Source organism: Ruegeria sp. HKCCA4008, assembly GCF_013033125.1.
Lineage (GTDB): Bacteria > Pseudomonadota > Alphaproteobacteria > Rhodobacterales > Rhodobacteraceae > Ruegeria.
In genome coordinates, this window is the sequence record NZ_WQDM01000003.1 from 151,691 (window position 1) to 169,389 (window position 17,699).

The window sequence follows — 17,699 nt, forward strand, 5'->3', positions numbered from 1 at the left end:
GATGGCGGAAATGCTCGGCCAAGGTGCAGTGATCGGGATTCTGGGGGGCGGTCAGCTGGGCCGGATGCTGTCCGTGGCAGCCGCCAGGCTGGGTTTTGTCAGCCATATCTATGAGCCGGGTGCGAACCCACCGGCGGGGCAGGTTGCGGATCGCGTCACCACTGCGGCCTATGACGATGCAGATGCGCTGAAAGCCTTTGCCGATGCGGTGGATGTCATCACCTATGAGTTCGAGAACATCCCGACCGAAGCGCTGGACATTCTGGAAGCGCACCGCCCGATCCGCCCCGGGCGCGAGGCCTTGCGGGTCAGCCAGGACAGGTTGACCGAGAAGACGTTTCTGCAAGAGCTGGGCCTGAAGACAGCCCCGTTTGCGGATATCACCGACCTGAACAGCCTGAATGCGGCGATCGAACAGATCGGGACACCCGCCATCCTGAAAACCCGCCGCTTCGGCTATGACGGCAAGGGGCAGGCCCGGCTGCGCAAGCCCGAGGATGCCGAGGCTGCTCTGGCCGATATGGCCGGGGCACCAGCCATTCTGGAAGGGTTCGTGGATTTCTCGCACGAGGTGTCGATCATCGCGGCCCGTGGTCTGGACGGTCAGGTCGCCTGTTTCGATCCGGGTGAGAATGTGCACCGCGATGGCATCCTGCGCACCACCACCATCCCTGCCCGCCTGTCCCCGGCCCAGCGCACAGACGCAATCCTGCTGGCGGCGAACATCCTGAACGCTCTCGAATATGTCGGCGTGATGGGTGTTGAGCTGTTCGTGACGCCCGGTGGCCTGATCGTGAATGAAATCGCTCCGCGGGTTCACAATTCGGGGCACTGGACGCAGAATGGCTGTGCCGTGGATCAGTTCGAACAGCATATCCGCGCCGTGGCGGGCTGGCCTTTGGGGGACGGGCAACGCCATTCCGACGTCGTGATGGAGAACCTGATCGGCGACGACATGGACCGTGTACCCGAGTTGGCCCGCGAGCGGGATGTGGCGCTGCATCTCTATGGCAAGGCCGAGGTAAAGGCCGGGCGCAAGATGGGGCATTTCAACCGCATCAAACGTTGAGGGTGTCGCGCCTGCGCGCGACGCCTTCGGCGAGAGAATTTGGGAAAAGATTAAGGTTTTGCGGGGCCTAACCCAGAAACCGGGCGGCGATGTCGCCTGACATGTAACTGACGCGCCCACCGGCCAAGGTGGCTGCAACGCGATGGGTGCCCGCGTCCAGGATGACCAGATCCGCGCGTTTTCCCGGCGCGAGCGTGCCCCTGTCCTGCATGTCCAGCACCCGCGCGGGGCCGGACGAGACCAGCGCCCAGGCACCGGCCAGATCCAGCAGACCGGTTTTGGCCAGCATCAACGCCGCGCGGCGCGGGCTGGGATAGTGATAATCCGAGGCCAACGCATCACAGAGCCCCATGGCGATCAGTTCGACGGCGCTTGCGTTCCCCTTGTGTGATCCGCCCCGCACGACGTTGGGAGAGCCGAGGATAACGTAATCCCCGGCAGAACGCGCGGCTTCGGCGGCTTCAAGCGTTTCGGGGAATTCGGCAATGCGCACGCCCCGGTCGCGCCACCATGCCCTTGTCTCGGCGGTCGCGTCATCATGGCTACCCAAACGCACCCCCATTGAGACAAGTTCGGCGCTGAGTACTTCGACGGCAGCGGGAACCTCGTTCCTGCGGACATGCATATTGAGCAGCATCTCAAAATGCGCATCCGGATTGCGTCCGGCCTTCAACGCCTGCCCGGTCAGGCGCGGTGGCTTTTTGCCCTGCGCCAAACGATCATGCGGCAGGTGATCATTGAACACCACATAGGGCACCTGCCATTCGGCGATGCGATGGGCCAGACCCTCGTAATCCTCCAGCATGTTGGTCTCGAACCGCAATTGCGGGATCAGATCCGTGACGGTGCTGTTCTTGACCGCAGCGATGGCCTGAAACACCTGCGCGGCAAACTCGGGGCCGCGCACGCCACCTTCCCAGCTGTAGAACTGGGCCAGAACGGCGGTGGTGATGCCATTGGCGGCCAGTTCGGCTTCGGCTGCCAGAATGCCTTCGTTCATTTGCTTCATTGCGCCCCGACGCGGGGCGATGTGGCGTTCGAACCCGTCCCCGTGCAGATCGACGATACCGGGCAGGACAAGATAACCGGTCAAGTCAACCCTGCGCCCGGTCCGATCTTGCTGAATGACACCCTCTGCTATCGAGAGATCGCAGCGCGACAGACCATCCTCCGGCAACAGAACCTCTGCGCCGGTCAAAGTCAGATCCAGAGAGGTCATCGTGTGGGCTCCGAGTCAGGTTCCGAGCAATCCTGCCCGATGCAGATCTCGTCGATTATCTCCATCACGCCGTCCAGCCAGGTGATCTGCCGATCGAATTGGCCGAATTCGATGAAATGCAGCGCCTGTGCCATAACGCGCGGGTTGTTCATCATGAAGGTGTGGGTCACCGGCAGAACAAGATGATCCTTCATCCCTTCGACCTTGGTGGTTTCAACCGAAACCTTGCCGTCATCCGGCCCGTCGATCAGCGATGAAAACAGCGGGTTGAGCGAATTCTCACCCGCGATCACCCCCAGTTCAAAATCCACCGGCGGCAGGCGGCGCGGAATGCCTTCGGGGCCTGTGCCCAATTGCAGGCCCGCCGGGCCGTTCAGATACCCGAACACTTCCCATGCGCTCAGCTCATCGACCAACTGGCTGCCCTGATTGGGCGGGCCGAGCATGACGACACGACCCAGGTTTTCGGGCCGATGGTCCTTGAGCCAATAGCGCAACAGGATACCGCCCATGGAATGCGCAACGACATTGGCTTTGTCATCACCACACGCCGCAAGCGCGTCCGGTATGGTTTGCCTTGCCAGTTCCGGAATACCGATTTCGGTCGATGGATACCCGTGGCGCACAACGGTATAGTCATGAGCCTTGAACAGCTGCTCCATCACGGTGAACGAGGCCTCGGTGCGCGCGAGACCGTGCAGAAGGATCACGCATTTCGCACTGGCTGCGGCGGGAACGAGGCAGAAGAGCAAGGCAATCAAAAGTTTCATAACCGCCAGATAAAGCCTATCAGCCTTTGATAAAAGCCCTAGCCCCGGTGACGTCGCAGCACGGCCAGCGCGATACCGCCCAAAACAAGCGTGGCCCCGATGATCAGCCGTACTCCGTCAATCTCGCCCAGAAAGACGACACCGCCGAGAATTGCGATTACCGGCACGCTGAGTTGAACGACAGCCGCCACCGACGGGGCCAGTTGAGGCAAAACACGGTACCACAAAGCATAACCAAGCCCGGATGTTACCGCGCCGGACAGGACGGCCAGCAGATACCCCGCCCCGCTCATCTGCCAGGCGCTGCCGCCGGCAAGCATCGCCAGGGCAGTCACCGGCAAAGCGACGATGAAATTGGCGGCCGTTCCCTCCAGCGGGTTTGTTTCTGATCGGCCCGCTATCGAGTAAAGGGCCCAACCAATACCGGCGGCGGCCATCAGAGCCGCGCCAGCCAAGTCGACTTGAACGGCGCCAGTCGGCCACAGCACATAGGCAAGACCTGCAAGCGCAACCCCTGCCCCCGCCACCTGCCGGGCGGTCGGAGTCGCGCCCGTCAATGCGCCCACAGAAAACATCGTAATTTGCACCACGCCGAACAGAATCAATGCACCCAAGCCTGCATCCAGCGTCAGGTAGGCGATTGAAAATCCGATCATGTAGAGCGTCAACGACCCCGCGCCAATGATCCGCCTTCGATTGCGCAGCGGAAGGCGCCCTCCGCGTGCCAGCACAAGAGCGGCCAGGACCACGGCCCCCGCCAAAACCCGAACGATGGCAAATCCGGTTGGATCGCTGGCTCCGCTGTCGATGGCCAGCCGGTTCAGAATGGAGTTCGCCGCAAAGGCACACATGGTCAGGGCGGTGAGCAAAAACAATCTCATGCCATCCGCATAGCCGTTCGGGCGGGATTTGCACACTCACTTTCGCGAAGGTTGTGGGAACAGACATCCGGCGCCGGACAAAGCAGCGTCTAAACACGCCTTGAAAACAGAACTGTCAACACAAAACGGGGCCGCCCGAAGGCGACCCCTTTCTCAAGCTCCAAGGCTCCCCCCTCGGCAGCTTGGCGATACCGCCAAGCGCCTGTCGGGTCGCCAGAATTCGCCAGAGGCGAATTCGGCGTGCTTACATCATGCCGCCCATGCCGCCCATGTCGGGCATGCCGCCGGCAGGTGCCGCGCCTTCCTTGGCAGGCTTGTCGGCAACCATTGCTTCGGTGGTAACCAGCAGGCCAGCAACCGATGCAGCGTCTTCCAGAGCAGTCCGAACCACTTTGGCCGGGTCAATCACACCGAACGAGAACATGTCGCCATATTCTTCGGTCTGCGCGTTGAAGCCGAATGCTGCGTCCGACGATTCACGGACCTTGCCGGCCACAACCGCGCCGTCGACACCCGCGTTCTCGGCGATCTGGCGCAGCGGCGCTTCGATTGCCTTGCGAACGATGTTGATACCTGCGTCCTGATCGGCGTTTGCACCTTTCAGAGCTTCCAGTGCTTTACCGGCCTGGACCAGAGCAACACCACCGCCCACAACAACGCCTTCCTGAACGGCAGCGCGTGTTGCGTTCAGAGCATCGTCCACACGGTCCTTACGCTCTTTCACTTCGACTTCGGTCATGCCGCCGACGCGGATAACGGCAACACCGCCTGCCAGTTTGGCAACGCGCTCTTGCAGCTTCTCGCGGTCGTAGTCGCTGGTGGTTTCTTCGATCTGGGTGCGGATCTGAGCAACACGTGCTTCGATCTCGGCTTTCTCGCCAGCACCGTCGACGATGGTGGTTTCGTCTTTGGTGATTTCGATTTTTTTGGCGGTGCCCAGCATGTCCATGGTGACGGACTCGAGCTTCATGCCCAGATCTTCGCTGATGACCTGACCGCCGGTCAGGATTGCGATGTCCTGCAACATCGCCTTACGGCGATCGCCGAAGCCAGGTGCTTTGACAGCAGCAATTTTCAGGCCGCCGCGCAGTTTGTTGACAACCAGAGTTGCCAGCGCTTCGCCTTCAACGTCTTCCGCGATGATCAGCAGCGGCTTCTGCGACTGGATCACTTGTTCCAGCAGCGGAACCATCGGCTGCAGCGACGAGAGTTTCTTCTCGTGCAGCAGGATCATGCAGTCGTCGAGTTCTGCAATCATCTTGTCTGCGTTGGTGACGAAGTAAGGCGACAGGTAGCCGCGGTCGAACTGCATACCTTCGACAACGTCGGTCTCGGTTTCCAGACCTTTGTTTTCTTCGACGGTGATGACACCTTCGTTGCCAACCTTCTGCATCGCGTCTGCGATCTGTTGACCGATTTCGGCTTCGCCGTTGGCCGAGATGGTGCCAACCTGGGCAACTTCTGCCGAGTCTTTGACTTCGCGCGAGGCTTCTTTGATGCCTTCAACAACCTTGGCGGTTGCCAGGTCGATGCCGCGCTTCAGGTCCATCGGGTTCAGGCCAGCTGCAACCTGCTTCAGGCCTTCTTTTACGATCGCCTGTGCCAGAACGGTTGCGGTGGTGGTGCCGTCGCCGGCTTCGTCATTGGTGCGGCTGGCGACTTCTTTCACCATCTGCGCGCCCATGTTTTCGAACTTGTCTTCCAGTTCGATTTCCTTGGCAACCGAAACACCGTCCTTGGTGATGCGCGGTGCGCCGAAAGATTTGTCCAGAACCACGTTGCGGCCTTTGGGGCCCAGGGTCACTTTAACCGCGTCGGCCAGGATGTTCACACCCTTCAGCATACGATTGCGGGCATCGGTGTCGAATTTGACGTCCTTTGCAGCCATGTCGTTTCTCCTTGAGAAATAAGTTTGAAATGAAGATCAGAGAAAGCGCGCGCTTACTCGATGATCCCCATGATGTCGCTTTCTTTCATCATCAGCAGCTCTTCGCCGTTGACGTTGACCTCGGTGCCCGACCATTTGCCGAACAGGATCTTGTCCCCAGCTTTGACAGCCATTGCGATCAGTTCGCCGCTGTCCTTGCGCGCACCTTCGCCGGTTGCGACGACTTCGCCTTCGCTCGGCTTTTCTTTTGCGCTGTCAGGGATGATCAGGCCGCCTGCGGTTTTCTCTTCGCTCTCTACGCGGCGAACCAGCACACGGTCATGAAGCGGTTTCAATGCCATCTTTGTAGCTCCTTGGGCTCAAAGTTTATCTATCCTCCCCCCGCCTTCCGACGAGGCGTTAGCACTCGGGGTGTGTGAGTGATAACGACGCATAGCTAGGGAGTCTAAAAGTCCGAGTCAACAATTTGTGAGAGATTTTTTTGCAAAATGGATCAGTCAGCCTGTTCCCAGCTATAGGCCCAATGCTTCAACCCTTCTGCGCCCTCTGACGTAAGCCCATAGATGCCTTTTTCAACCTTCTCGAACCACCCGTAGTGGTTTTCCCGCATAAGCCGGGTGGCGACCGGGACCGCGACCGATCTGGCGACGTCCGCCCCCTTGGACGGGCCATTCTCGGCCAGATAGGCCGCACATTTCAGCGCATCCTGCCGATACGCCGTCACGATACCATGGCGCGTCGCGCCCCCGGCGTTCGGGTCGCCTTGCAGCCGGTCGAATTCGCGCAGCAACCGTACGGCCCCGGCTTTGTTCTTACGGGGCGCGTAGGGGCCGGGATCGCACTGAACCTCGACCGTGCCATCAGCCCGCACGGTGATAAGGCCCAGGCCAAGCCTACGACACAGTGCCAGATTATCCTTGAGCGCCCGCCGGGCCGTTCGGCCCGTGGGTTTGCAGACGGCAACATAAACCAGATCAGTGAGTTTCAGCCGAGTGATCGCCTGATGAAACAGGGCCAGCGTGAACCGCAGTTTCAGTTCGACAATCACCGGCGCATCCCCATCGCGCACCGCAACGATGTCGGCTACGCCGACTTCACCTTTGACGGTGTATCCCTGACGCTCCAGCAGCGCCTTGACCGGGGGATAGAGATCCTGCTCGCGGTTCATGCGGCCATGCTACGCAGATTGCCGGAGAATACCAGACGGGCGGCTTGAACATCGGCAGGTGGCGTGGCTAAGTCTGGGTTCAACTTCTTGACACCATTCAGGCTGGCCCCATGCGTTTGCTCACTTTTCTTGCGTTCCTTCTGTTTCCGATCTCGGCTCAGGCCGCGTGCGAGGGGGTGGACCTGCGCCCGCAACTGCCCGAGGAAACCCGGACCAAATTGCAAAGTGCAGTGGCCCAGATCGCTTATCCCGAAGGCAATCACTGGATTGCACGCAAGGGCGACACGGTTTTGCACATCATCGGCACGTTGCATAGTTACGACCCGCGCATGGAAGACGTGATTGACCGCCTGTCGCCCGAACTCAGCAAAGCGGACGCCTTTTATTTCGAAGTCACTCAAGACGACATGGACGCTTTCGAAAAGACCATGGCCAACGACCTGAGTGCGGTGATGATTACCTCGGGCCCTACGTTGATCGATCTGATGGCGGAAGACGACTGGGATGCGCTGTCAGCAGCCCTGGCCCAGCGCGGCGTCCCCGGCTGGATGGCTGCGAAAATGCGTCCGTGGTTCCTGACCATGATGCTGAGCATTCCGCCCTGCATGATCGAGGACCCGAATTCAACTTATGGAATGGACGCCCGCCTGAACGATCTGGCCGTTGAAAAAGGTATTCCGCAGCACTCGCTGGAACGAATCGAAGACCTGATGGCCATGTTCGACAGTTATCCGCTCGAGAAACAGGTCGAGTCGCTTGTGCGCCTGTCCGGGGCGATGCAGGGCAATGCAGACCAATTGGCCACCATGGCCAACGCGTATCTGGAAGAAAAGCACGCCGAGATCATACAGCTTGCCCGCCTACAGGGGCTTGAGCAGTCGGGCTTGAGCCCCGAAGCCTTTGATGCGGAATGGCAAAATTTCGAGCAGCAGTTGCTGGTGCAGCGAAATGCCAACTGGATGGCGCAGATTCTGGACATCAGGGATCAGACAGTTGTAATTGCGGTCGGCGCGGGACACCTGAGCGATGATTACGGCCTGCTGAACCAACTGGAAGAAGCCGGATACGTTCTGACACGCGCCGAATTCTGAACGGACCCAGCGGTTTTCAGACCAAGCGTCGCAGACAGTGCTCAGCGGCGTGACAACGGCTTTTAGCCGCCCTATAAGGCGCGCAAATTTCCATTCCGCAGGACACTGACATGACGACGCTAGTATTTGGCCACAAATCCCCCGACACAGATTCCACAGGTTCGCCGATCCTGTGGTCGTGGTACCTGAACGAGGTCAAGGGTGAGCAGACCGAACCCGTGCTGCTGGGTGAACCCAACACCGAAGCAACATTCATGCTGGAAAACTGGGACCTGCCCAAGCCGCGGATCCTTGAGGACCTGCCTGCGGAAACTCCGGTGGTCATCGTCGACACCAACAACCCCGCCGAACTGCCGGCCAACATCAACGACGCGGACATCCGCGCCATCATCGACCATCACAAGCTGGTCGGTGGCCTGGAAACCAAAGGCCCGATCGACATCACCGTTCGCCCACTGGCGTGCACCGCCACCATCATGGTTGATCTGATGGGCGAAGATGCGGCCAAGATGCCCGACGCCATCAAGGGCGCTGCGCTTACCTGCATTCTGTCGGATACTCTGGAGTTCCGCTCTCCCACCACCACGGCGCATGACCGCGAGGTTGCAGAACGTCTGGCGGCCGAGCTCGAGCTGGACATTTCGGCATATGCGGCAGACATGTTCGCGGCGAAATCGGATGTCTCGTCCTTCTCGGACGCCGAGTTGATCCGCATGGACAGCAAAGAATACGAGGTCGACGGCACCAAATTCCGGGTCTCGGTTCTGGAAACCACCGCCCCCGGCGTCGTTCTGGACCGCAAGGCCAGCCTGGCGGACTCGATGGTGGATGTTGCCAAGGAAGACGGCGTCGATCAGGTGCTGCTGTTCGTGGTTGATATCCTGAACGAAGAGGCCACGCTGCTGGTCCCCAATGATCTGGTCAAAACCGTGGCCGAGAAAAGCTTTGGCGCAACCGTGGACGGCGACGCCGTTGTTCTGCCCGGTATCATGAGCCGCAAAAAGCAGATCATTCCGAACCTGAAGGTCTGATCCTCAAACGACCCAAATCTGAAGGCGTCCAATTCGGGCGCCTTTTTTCTTTGCTGACAGCCATTTGCGGACGCGTTGTCGGTTGTTAGTCTGACCGGGGGTCAAAAGCCCATCCCAGGTCAGGTAAATGCAATGGTCGTACGAAAACTGAGCACCACCCGCAGCATTCTTCTTTTTGAAGGTGCCGACAAGGCGGCGTATTGGCGACGCTTTGCAATGCTGCTGACGCTGTCGGTCGTGATTGCCACCATGGGGTTGCTGCGCAACTCCGGCGCTGTCGTGATCGCGGCCATGCTTGTGGCGCCGCTGATGACCCCGATCCTCGGGGTGGCCGCCGCGATGGTCATGGGATGGCTGAAACGCGCGGTGACGCTGGCGTTTACGGTGTGCCTGGCTGCCATTGTCTGCGTGATGATGGCATGGTTTCTGGTCTATGTCGCCGATGTTCCCCGTGGCATTTTGATCCCCGACCAGGTCCTGGCGCGCACCGATCCCGGCACCGAAGACCTGATCGTCGCGCTCGCTGCCGGTGTGGCCGGGGCCTATGTTCAGATCAACAAATCCGAATTGAGCCTTCTACCCGGCGCGGCCATCGGCGTTTCGCTTGTTCCCCCGCTGTCGGCTTCGGGCATTCTTTTGTATTTTGACGAACCCGCCGAAGCCTATGAGGCAGGGCTGCTTTTCGCAACGAACCTTGGCGCGATCATTCTGTCAGCCTGCGCGGTATATCTTGTCTATGCCGCCCGGTCCGTGGTTTTCAGCAAGGGAAAGCGCAAGCTGAACTTTACCGCCAGCGTCTTCGTCGCGATCGCGTTTCTGATCGTCGTCGTCCTGCAACTTGGGAAGTCCACCTACAACCGTTATCTGGAGACGCGCACCGAGGCGCAACTGGCCGATGCCATTCGCGCATGGGCCGATCCGGTTTCCGTGGAAATCATCCGCATCGACGTCAACGCTCAGCGCAAGCGGGCCGAGGTTTGGCTGGTCGTCGATCTGCCGGCCGAGGCGCAGTTCAAAGTTTCTTCCATTGCCGGTTTGCTGCCACCCAAGCTGCGTGAGACCCCTCTGGTCGGGGTGCTGGAGGAGGAGCTTGGACCCGGATACCTGGCCATTATCCGGTATCAGCCGCGTATCGGGGCCCAGATCATCCTGGGAACGGAAAACGTTCAGCAGGCCCCGGACGTCACTGAAATTACCGAAGACGAGTAGCAGTTTCACCCATTCCTTCGCGCAAACGGGAATGCGGGATGGTGTTCGGGCCCAAGCTTTGCCATAGCTGTCGCCAGCGCGACATCAGACCCAGAGGCCCCCATGACCCAGATCGTTTCCTCGCTTTCCGATATCTCGGACCGTTACAAAGCATTGTTCGTCGACCTTTGGGGCTGTGTTCACAACGGCATCACGGCCTACCCCGAGGCCGTCCAAGCGCTGAAGGCCTATCGCGCCAAGGGTGGACTGGTGGTCTTGGTCACGAACTCTCCCAAACCCCGCGCCGGGGTGGCAGAGCAACTCGTGCAATTCAACGTCCCCGCCGACGCGTATGACACCATCGCCACCAGCGGGGATTCCGCGCGATCTGCGATGTTCCGCGGTGCTGTCGGGCATAAGGTTTATTTCATGGGCGAGTGGCAGCGCGATGCGGGCTTTTTCGAACCGCTGAAATTGCTGGATCACCCCATCCATATCGAGCGTGTGCCGCTGAAGGAAGCCGAGGGTATTGTCTGCTGCGGCCCGTTCGACCCGATGGCCGACCCGGATGTGAACCGGCCGGATTTCCTTTACGCCAAGCAGATGGGGATGAAACTGCTTTGTGCTAACCCTGACATTGTCGTGGACCGCGGCGAGGTGCGCGAATGGTGTGCCGGTGCTTTGGCCAGGCTGTACACCGAAATGGGCGGCGAGAGCCTGTTTTTCGGCAAACCGCATCCCCCGATCTATGATCTGGCCCGTCGCAGGTTGCAGGAACTGGGGCACGATATCCCCGACAGTGACATTCTGGTGATCGGCGATGGCCCCCACACGGACATTCTGGGCGGCATGGGAGAGGGCATTGATTCTCTGTTCATCTCGGGCGGATTGGCCGCGGCAGAAACAAAAACGTCGCATCATCCGCACCACGAATCCCTAACCGCCTATATTGAAAGGGAAAAGATCAATCCAACCTACACGATCGGGCGCTTGAGGTAGCAAGAAAAGACTTGATTTTCTGCAACTGCGAAGTAATAAAGTTGCCAACCTTGGCCAAATGATGGTTTTTTCTTTCACGGCCGACTTCGAGTGAGGGCAACATGTTGGACAATCTTCCGCGCGGAACGATCTGTATCGAAGACATCGAAATGGGCATGTCCCGCCACCTGCGCAAAGTGGTGACGGATGAAGATATCGAAATGTTCGCGCAGGTCTCGACCGACCGGAATCCGGTGCATCTGGACGACGACTATGCCCGCGATACGATCTTCGAAGGCCGTATTGCCCACGGAATGCTGACGGCGGGTCTGATCTCGGCCGTGATTGGTGAACAACTGCCGGGTCATGGCACCGTTTACATGGGTCAGTCACTGAAGTTCCTGGCGCCTGTGCGTCCGGGTGACATGGTTTATGCCGAGGTGAAGGTGATTGACATCGATTTTGCCAAGCGCCGCGTCAAGCTGGACTGCCATTGTTCGGTCGAGGGCAAGAAGGTCCTGATCGGCGAAGCCATGGTGCTTGCCCCGTCGCGCAAGTTCGACTGACTGGCAAACACAGTCTTGCAAAAGGCGCCGGACCGGCGCCTTTTTTGTTTGGGCATTCAACTGCACACAAAGTCGTCAGGAAGAACGGGTTCGTTTTCGCCCTTTCAGCGCACCTGATTCCAGAATGATTTCCGACACAACGTGTTCACGCCTGTAGGCCATCACGTGAACCCCGGAAACACCGGCGATGTCCCGGATCTGCTGGATCAGTTCGATACAGATCTTCTTGCCCTCTTCCGCGGGCTTTTCGGCCTTTTCCATCCGCTCGATGACATGATCCGGGATGTGAATTCCGGGCACATTGCTGCGCATCCAGCGTGCCGCGCGCGCCGAAGCGATGGGGCCCACACCGGCAATGATGAATACTTTTTCGTCCAGACCGGCATCCCGAACCCGATCCATGAACCTTTCAAAGAGCGGAATGTCGTAGATATAGTTGGTCTGAATAAACTCGGCCCCCGCCTCGACCTTCTTTGCAAGACGTTCCGGGCGCCAATCATAAGGTGGAATACAGGGGTTTTCCGCCGCACCCAAAAACAGTTGAGGGGGGCGCGTGATCTTGCGGCCGGAAAGAAACTTTCCCTGATCGCGCATCGTTCGGATCGTCCGCAGCAAGGTCAGGGAATCGAAGTCGAACACCGGTTTTGCCCCCGGTTGATCCCCAACTCCGACACCGTCGCCCGTCAGGCACAGCACGTTGCTGACGCCCAGCGCCGCAGCCCCCAGAACATCCCCCTGAATGGCGATCCGGTTCCGGTCTCGGCAGGAAATCTGATAGACCGGAGAATACCCCGCGCGGGTCAACAACGCACAGATCCCTATCGAAGACATGTGGCAGTTGGCACCGGACGCATCGGTTGCATTGATCGCATCCGCCACTTCACCCAGCGGCTGCGCCGCCTGAAACACATCCTCGGGGTCAGCACTGTCCGGTGGGTTCAGTTCAGCGGTCACCGCAAAACGACCCGAACGCAGAACTCTTTCCAATCGACTGTGCGAGACATAGCCTTCGGGAACAGGCACGTAGCCGATCGGCTCGACCTCGCTGCGATGGGCATCATTCATTTCTTCAGCTCCCGGTTCACCGCGTTGGGGGGTTCAGCAGCCAGAGGTGCCGCAGAGGGTTCGTTTTCGCGCGCCTCCGGGAACGCCTGCGCAAGCGTTTCGCGGGCAGCGTCCCGGGCCTCGCGTTCCTGTGCGGCGATCTCGCGGCTGACCCGCAGCCAGGATGATGATCCCTTCAACGTGTGTTCCAAAGGCGGAAGAACCTCTTTTATCTTGTCGCCCCCGTGTTGCATGCGGCTGGCCCCGTCCCAGGCCAAAGCCCAGACGCATTTCATATCGGGCTTCACCTCGCAGAACTCACCGGGACGCACGCCGCCGCATGGGCCGTTGCGCAGTTGCTTGGGGCAGTTCATTGGGCAAGACATACCCGTCGAAGACAAAACGCATTGCCCGCACATCTTGCAATCAAACAAAAGGCTTTTGACGCCTTTTTCGACCAGCGCGATGGGGCGTTCAACGCGGTTGTAGCCGATCTTTGCAAAAACCGGATCCATCGCGACCATGCCCCGCTCGACACGTTTGTAAATCCACTCGAACGCACGGGCGTTGCGAATCGCGAACAGTCGCAATCGATACATGGTCTGCCTCCTGTGCTGGGTTCATTTGAACCTGGCCGGGCCATCGCCCGCCCCCCAGCGTGGTCCGAGGGCCGGAAACCCAGTCTACACCCAGTATTTTTTTTGGATCAAGCAGTTGGTCGAATGTTGCATGGCATTCCGGGGATGCCCCGGTGTGCAATCAGGTCTGACGAATGGTTTTGGTGTGTTTCGCCAGGACGCGTGCCTTGAATTCAAACTGCCGCTTGAACAAATCGCAACGCAACGCTACGCAATCGCCTATGCACATCATCCGGGATTTCCAGTTTGTCGAGCCAGAAGACCGCGGCGCCAGCGTTGCGATCGGGAATTTTGATGGCGTCCATTTGGGGCATCAGTCGGTCATCGAACTGGCCCGCGACGCGGCCCCGGATGCGCCACTGGGTGTCATGACCTTCGAGCCGCATCCACGTGAGTACTTTGCGCCGGACTCTCCTCCGTTCCGCCTGATGCGCGGCAATGCGCGGGCGCATCGGCTTGAGAAGCTGGGTGTGAAGAAACTGTACGAGCTGCCGTTCAACGCGGCGCTGGCCGGGCTTTCCCCTGATGAATTCGCGCGCAACGTGATTTGTGACGGGCTGGGCCTGTCCCATGTCGTGGTCGGGGCCGATTTCTGTTTTGGCAAGGGCCGCAGTGGGACGGCTGACGATCTGGTTCGCTTCGGGCAAGAGATGGGATTTGGCGTGACGATTGCCCCTTTGATGCAGCGGTCGGAAAACGTGGTCTCGTCAACCGCCATCCGCACCGCATTGAGCGAGGGTCGCCCAAGGGATGCCGCTGCGATGCTGGGCCATTGGCACAGGATCGAAGGCGAGGTGATCGGGGGCGAGCAGCGCGGACGGGAACTGGGTTTCCCAACCGCGAACATGTCCATCGAAGGGCTCCACCCGCCGAAATTCGGTGTCTACGCGGTATTGGTCGACGTGCTGGATGGCCCGCATCAGGGCAGCTATCACGGCGCGGCCTCGGTTGGGGTGCGCCCGATGTTCCATGGCGAAGTGCCAAATATCGAAACTTTCCTGTTCGACTTTTCCGGCGACCTGTACGGGGCGACCTTGTCGGTGGGGCTGATCGAATTCCTGCGCCCTGAAATGACATTTGACGGGCTGGATGGTCTGATCGCGCAGATGAATGCCGATTGTGAACAGGCCCGGGGCATTCTGGCCGCCCTATGAGCGCTGATCCGATTGAACGCACCGGCCTGCCCGCCCGGTTCTGGGAACGCAAACCCCTGCGCAAGATGAACCAGCGCGAGTGGGAGGCCCTGTGTGACGGCTGCGGCAAGTGCTGCCTCAACAAGTTGGAAGATGAAGACTCGGGCGAAGTTGCCCTGACCTGCGTCGCCTGCCGCCTGCTGGACGATGAAAGCTGCCGCTGCACGCAATACGACATCCGGCATCAATTCGTCCCGGAATGTATCGTCATGACACCCGACAATATTGACGAACACGCCTATTGGTTGCCGCAAACCTGCGCCTATCGGCTGCTGTGGGAAGGCAAACCGCTTTACGACTGGCATCCATTGTTGTCTGGTACGCCGGAAACCGTGCACGCCGCAGGCGTGTCGGTCCGAGGGCGCACGGTGTCCGAGTTCGAAACCCCCATGGAAGAGTGGGAAGACTACATTATCGAGGAGCCTAGCTGATGTATTTCGCATCTGACAATTCCGGGCCGGTTCACCCGCAGGTCATGGCCAAACTGGCCGAGGCCAATCAGGGTTATCAGATGGCCTATGGCGCCGACACGATGATGAACGAGGTGCGTGACCGCATTCGCAGCATCTTTGAAGCTCCGGGGGCGGCCGTCTATCTGGTGGCGACGGGGACAGCGGCAAATTCGCTGGCCCTTGCCACATTGTCCAACCCCTGGGAAACGATCTTCTGCTCTCCGGTTGCCCATATTCACGAAGACGAGTGCAACGCGCCCGAGTTTTACACCGGGGCCAAGCTGACCCTTGTTCCCGGCGGCGATAAGATGACGCCGGACGCGCTGCGCGGGTCCATCCTGGGCGAAGAAACCCGTGGGGTTCACGGGCCGCAGCGCGGGCCGGTGTCGATCACCCAGGTTACCGAGCGCGGATCGGTCTATTCGCTCGAGGAGTTGCAGGCGCTGTGCGGGGTCGCAAAGGAATATGGCTTGCCGGTCCATCTGGATGGGGCCCGGTTCAGCAATGCCCTGGTGGCCCTGAATTGTTCTCCGGCTGACATGACATGGAAAGCCGGGGTGGATGCAGTCAGCTTCGGCGGCACCAAAAACGGCCTGATGGGCGTCGAGGCCGTGGTGTTCTTTGACGAGAGCAAGGCCTGGGAATTCGAGCTGCGGCGCAAACGCGGGGCGCATCTGTTTTCCAAGCATCGCTACCTGTCCGCTCAGATGGCGGCCTATCTTGAGGATGATCTGTGGCTGCAATTGGCGCGTCAGGCCAATGCAAACTGTGCCCGGCTGGCCGATGGCTTGCGCGCAAAAGGTGCCGAGTTCCTGCACGAACCACAGGCCAACATGATCTTTGCCTCTTTCTCGCGCGCGAAGCACAAACAGCTGCATGAGGCCGGGGCGATCTACCACCTCTGGGGGGCAGAGCTGGAAGGTGATGATGACGATGAAAGCCTTGCATGCAGACTGGTCTGCGACTGGTCGATCGGAACAGCCGAGATCGATCAGTTTCTCAGCCTGTTGTAACACCCGTCTCTTGGCCAGCTTTCCAGAGCTTTCGAAGCAGCACGCTGGTTTCAAGGGGGTGCGAAATGGGCAGCATGTGCCCCGCACCTTGTACGACCTCATGGCGTGCGTTCGGCAGACGGCGCTGTAACCCTTCACAGATTGCGGAGATCGTCGGGTGGGTCTTTGATCCGCTCAGCAACAGGGTTGGCATCGATACGCGTTTGCATCCGTCGGGGTCAAGCAACCCGGCGCGGTCATCGTACAGAACGGGATAAGACGCAGGAACAACATGAATTCCACGCACCATGCCGGCGCGCGTCCGCTCTGGCAGGTCAGGCCATTTGGGGCTGATGTCAGTGCTCCACATCCGGTTGAACAACCGCGCGGCCAGCGCTTCGTCGCCTGCTTGGAACGCTGCTTCAATCGGCTGGGACTCTCGCAGGTGCTGATCGAACAAATCGGGCGCGTCCTGTTTTGCCACGGCAAAGAACACAGGCTCGATAAGGGTCAAACTTCGTATACGGTCCGGGTGCTCGATGGCCAGTCTGAGCGCAACGATCGCCCCAAAGGAATGGCCGACAAGATCCGTGGGCTCGGTCAATTCGACCGCCGCCAGCCCTATCACAGCGTCAAAGAAATCGCTTTGACCGTCCCAGTCCGGACTGCGCCCATGAGACAGCATATCCGGCGCAACAAGACACACGCTGCCATCCAATGCCTTGGCCAGGCCGGACCACGCGCCGGAATGCGCAATGGTGCAATGAAGGGCAAGCAATTTGCGCCCACCATCGCCCAATCGTCTCACGAAACCGGATTGCATCTCCGTCGGGGCTGTCATCCATTCATCTCGGACAGATGCCGATCCAGATCGTCCAGGCGATCCTGCCCCCAGAACCTTTGACCATCCGGCGTGATGTAGAACGGCGCGCCGAACACGCCGCGATCCACGGCTTCTTCCAGATTGGCGGCATAGGTTTCGGCCCCGACCAGCAGACCGCTGTTGGCCAGTTCCGGGTCAAACCCGGCATTTGCCAGGCAGTCCCGGATCACATCATCCTGAGCGACGTCCTTTTCTTCGGCCCAGCAGGCGCGCAGGATCAACTGGCACAACTTGCCCACGTCGCCCGAACCATCCTTGATCGCGGCGATGATCGCATAGGAAGACGGCGCCATGTTGGTCGGCCAGTGCGCCGGTTGCAGGTTGAACTCCATCCCCAGTTTCTTCGATTGGCGCAGCAATTCCTGAGCGCGGTATTCGATGCGCGAGATATGACGGTCTTTTGGCGGCGTACCCCCGGTGCGTGCGAACAGGGCCATGATGTCCAGCGGCTTGTAGTTGATCGTTGCGTCGTGTTTCGCCGCAATCTCTTCCAGCCGGTTCCCCGCAAGATAGCTGTAGGGCGAAATTGTCGCAAAAAAGTAGTCAATCCGGGTCATGTTCACTTTCTCCGCTGCGTTACCTTTGCGGGACGGTAAGGCCATGCTAAGCGGTGTCAACATCACGAATCTGTCACATTGCCATTGCTGC

At 59.6% G+C, this 17,699-nt stretch carries 19 protein-coding genes; 9 read left to right on the forward strand and 10 right to left on the reverse strand.

Annotated features, from left to right (window positions below):
• Position 1: 1 nt before the first annotated feature.
• The gene (locus GOW60_RS08730; protein WP_171228997.1) at positions 2 to 1,069 is read left to right on the forward strand and encodes a 5-(carboxyamino)imidazole ribonucleotide synthase; all 1,068 of its coding nucleotides are present in this window, start codon (positions 2 to 4) and stop codon (positions 1,067 to 1,069) included.
• 67 nt (positions 1,070 to 1,136) lie between these two features.
• Here GOW60_RS08730 and GOW60_RS08735 read toward each other — a convergent pair whose 3' ends face one another.
• The 6 genes from GOW60_RS08735 to GOW60_RS08760 all read right to left on the reverse strand — a co-directional run bounded on the left by GOW60_RS08735 (position 1,137) and on the right by GOW60_RS08760 (position 6,995).
• On the reverse strand, positions 1,137 to 2,288 hold the full coding sequence (locus GOW60_RS08735) for an alpha-D-ribose 1-methylphosphonate 5-triphosphate diphosphatase (protein ID WP_171228998.1): 1,152 nt from the start codon (positions 2,286 to 2,288) through the stop codon (positions 1,137 to 1,139).
• Positions 2,285 to 3,058, reverse strand: a complete 774-nt coding sequence (locus tag GOW60_RS08740) for an alpha/beta fold hydrolase (protein WP_171206261.1) — start codon at positions 3,056 to 3,058, stop codon at positions 2,285 to 2,287. The genes GOW60_RS08735 and GOW60_RS08740 overlap by 4 nt, the downstream gene beginning before the upstream one ends.
• Positions 3,059 to 3,096: 38 nt before the next feature.
• Positions 3,097 to 3,939: a DMT family transporter gene (locus tag GOW60_RS08745; protein WP_171228999.1), complete on the reverse strand. Its 843-nt coding sequence runs from the start codon at positions 3,937 to 3,939 to the stop codon at positions 3,097 to 3,099.
• 244 nt (positions 3,940 to 4,183) lie between these two features.
• A complete protein-coding gene (gene groL / locus GOW60_RS08750) occupies positions 4,184 to 5,827 on the reverse strand; it encodes a chaperonin GroEL (RefSeq protein ID WP_152458993.1) in 1,644 nt (547 codons plus the stop codon).
• Between the two features lie 53 nt (positions 5,828 to 5,880).
• Complete coding sequence (groES, locus tag GOW60_RS08755; protein WP_152458994.1) at positions 5,881 to 6,168, reverse strand: co-chaperone GroES; 288 nt, start codon at positions 6,166 to 6,168, stop codon at positions 5,881 to 5,883.
• A gap of 152 nt (positions 6,169 to 6,320) precedes the next feature.
• Positions 6,321 to 6,995, reverse strand: a complete 675-nt coding sequence (locus tag GOW60_RS08760) for a DUF2161 domain-containing phosphodiesterase (protein WP_171229000.1) — start codon at positions 6,993 to 6,995, stop codon at positions 6,321 to 6,323.
• Between the two features lie 110 nt (positions 6,996 to 7,105).
• Here GOW60_RS08760 and GOW60_RS08765 point away from each other — a divergent pair, with 110 nt between their 5' ends.
• The 5 genes from GOW60_RS08765 (at position 7,106) to GOW60_RS08785 (ending at position 11,849) form a co-directional block, all read left to right on the forward strand.
• Positions 7,106 to 8,086 (forward strand): TraB/GumN family protein, encoded by a 981-nt coding sequence (locus tag GOW60_RS08765; protein WP_171229001.1) that lies wholly within the window; start codon positions 7,106 to 7,108, stop codon positions 8,084 to 8,086.
• Between the two features lie 110 nt (positions 8,087 to 8,196).
• The gene (locus GOW60_RS08770; RefSeq protein WP_171229002.1) at positions 8,197 to 9,117 is read left to right on the forward strand and encodes a manganese-dependent inorganic pyrophosphatase; all 921 of its coding nucleotides are present in this window, start codon (positions 8,197 to 8,199) and stop codon (positions 9,115 to 9,117) included.
• Positions 9,118 to 9,249: 132 nt separating this feature from the next.
• Positions 9,250 to 10,326 (forward strand): DUF389 domain-containing protein, encoded by a 1,077-nt coding sequence (locus GOW60_RS08775; protein ID WP_171229003.1) that lies wholly within the window; start codon positions 9,250 to 9,252, stop codon positions 10,324 to 10,326.
• A 102-nt stretch (positions 10,327 to 10,428) separates the two neighbouring features.
• Positions 10,429 to 11,304, forward strand: coding sequence for a TIGR01459 family HAD-type hydrolase (locus GOW60_RS08780; protein ID WP_171229004.1), 876 nt, complete (start codon positions 10,429 to 10,431; stop codon positions 11,302 to 11,304).
• A gap of 101 nt (positions 11,305 to 11,405) precedes the next feature.
• A complete protein-coding gene (locus GOW60_RS08785; RefSeq protein WP_117872517.1) occupies positions 11,406 to 11,849 on the forward strand; it encodes a MaoC family dehydratase in 444 nt (147 codons plus the stop codon).
• A gap of 75 nt (positions 11,850 to 11,924) precedes the next feature.
• Here GOW60_RS08785 and GOW60_RS08790 read toward each other — a convergent pair whose 3' ends face one another.
• Together GOW60_RS08790 and GOW60_RS08795 are read right to left on the reverse strand one after the other, a co-directional pair.
• The gene (locus tag GOW60_RS08790; RefSeq protein ID WP_152459000.1) at positions 11,925 to 12,914 is read right to left on the reverse strand and encodes a methylenetetrahydrofolate reductase; all 990 of its coding nucleotides are present in this window, start codon (positions 12,912 to 12,914) and stop codon (positions 11,925 to 11,927) included.
• Complete coding sequence (locus GOW60_RS08795; protein WP_171229005.1) at positions 12,911 to 13,492, reverse strand: methylenetetrahydrofolate reductase C-terminal domain-containing protein; 582 nt, start codon at positions 13,490 to 13,492, stop codon at positions 12,911 to 12,913. The genes GOW60_RS08790 and GOW60_RS08795 overlap by 4 nt, the downstream gene beginning before the upstream one ends.
• A gap of 260 nt (positions 13,493 to 13,752) precedes the next feature.
• On the opposite strand from GOW60_RS08795, the gene GOW60_RS08800 reads away from it, so the two are divergent.
• The 3 genes from GOW60_RS08800 to GOW60_RS08810 are packed head-to-tail and all read left to right on the forward strand — an operon-like array spanning position 13,753 to position 16,189.
• Complete coding sequence (locus tag GOW60_RS08800; RefSeq protein WP_171229006.1) at positions 13,753 to 14,685, forward strand: bifunctional riboflavin kinase/FAD synthetase; 933 nt, start codon at positions 13,753 to 13,755, stop codon at positions 14,683 to 14,685.
• Positions 14,682 to 15,155, forward strand: a complete 474-nt coding sequence (locus GOW60_RS08805; protein ID WP_171206268.1) for a YcgN family cysteine cluster protein — start codon at positions 14,682 to 14,684, stop codon at positions 15,153 to 15,155. Before GOW60_RS08800 ends, GOW60_RS08805 begins: the two co-directional genes overlap by 4 nt.
• Complete coding sequence (locus GOW60_RS08810) at positions 15,155 to 16,189, forward strand: low specificity L-threonine aldolase (protein WP_171229007.1); 1,035 nt, start codon at positions 15,155 to 15,157, stop codon at positions 16,187 to 16,189. Before GOW60_RS08805 ends, GOW60_RS08810 begins: the two co-directional genes overlap by 1 nt.
• On the opposite strand, the gene GOW60_RS08815 is transcribed toward GOW60_RS08810, so the two are convergent.
• Complete coding sequence (locus GOW60_RS08815; RefSeq protein WP_254443866.1) at positions 16,176 to 17,009, reverse strand: alpha/beta fold hydrolase; 834 nt, start codon at positions 17,007 to 17,009, stop codon at positions 16,176 to 16,178. The genes GOW60_RS08810 and GOW60_RS08815 overlap by 14 nt on opposite strands.
• Positions 17,006 to 17,608 (reverse strand): 2-hydroxychromene-2-carboxylate isomerase, encoded by a 603-nt coding sequence (locus GOW60_RS08820; protein WP_171229008.1) that lies wholly within the window; start codon positions 17,606 to 17,608, stop codon positions 17,006 to 17,008. The genes GOW60_RS08815 and GOW60_RS08820 overlap by 4 nt, the downstream gene beginning before the upstream one ends.
• Positions 17,609 to 17,699: the final 91 nt, after the last annotated feature.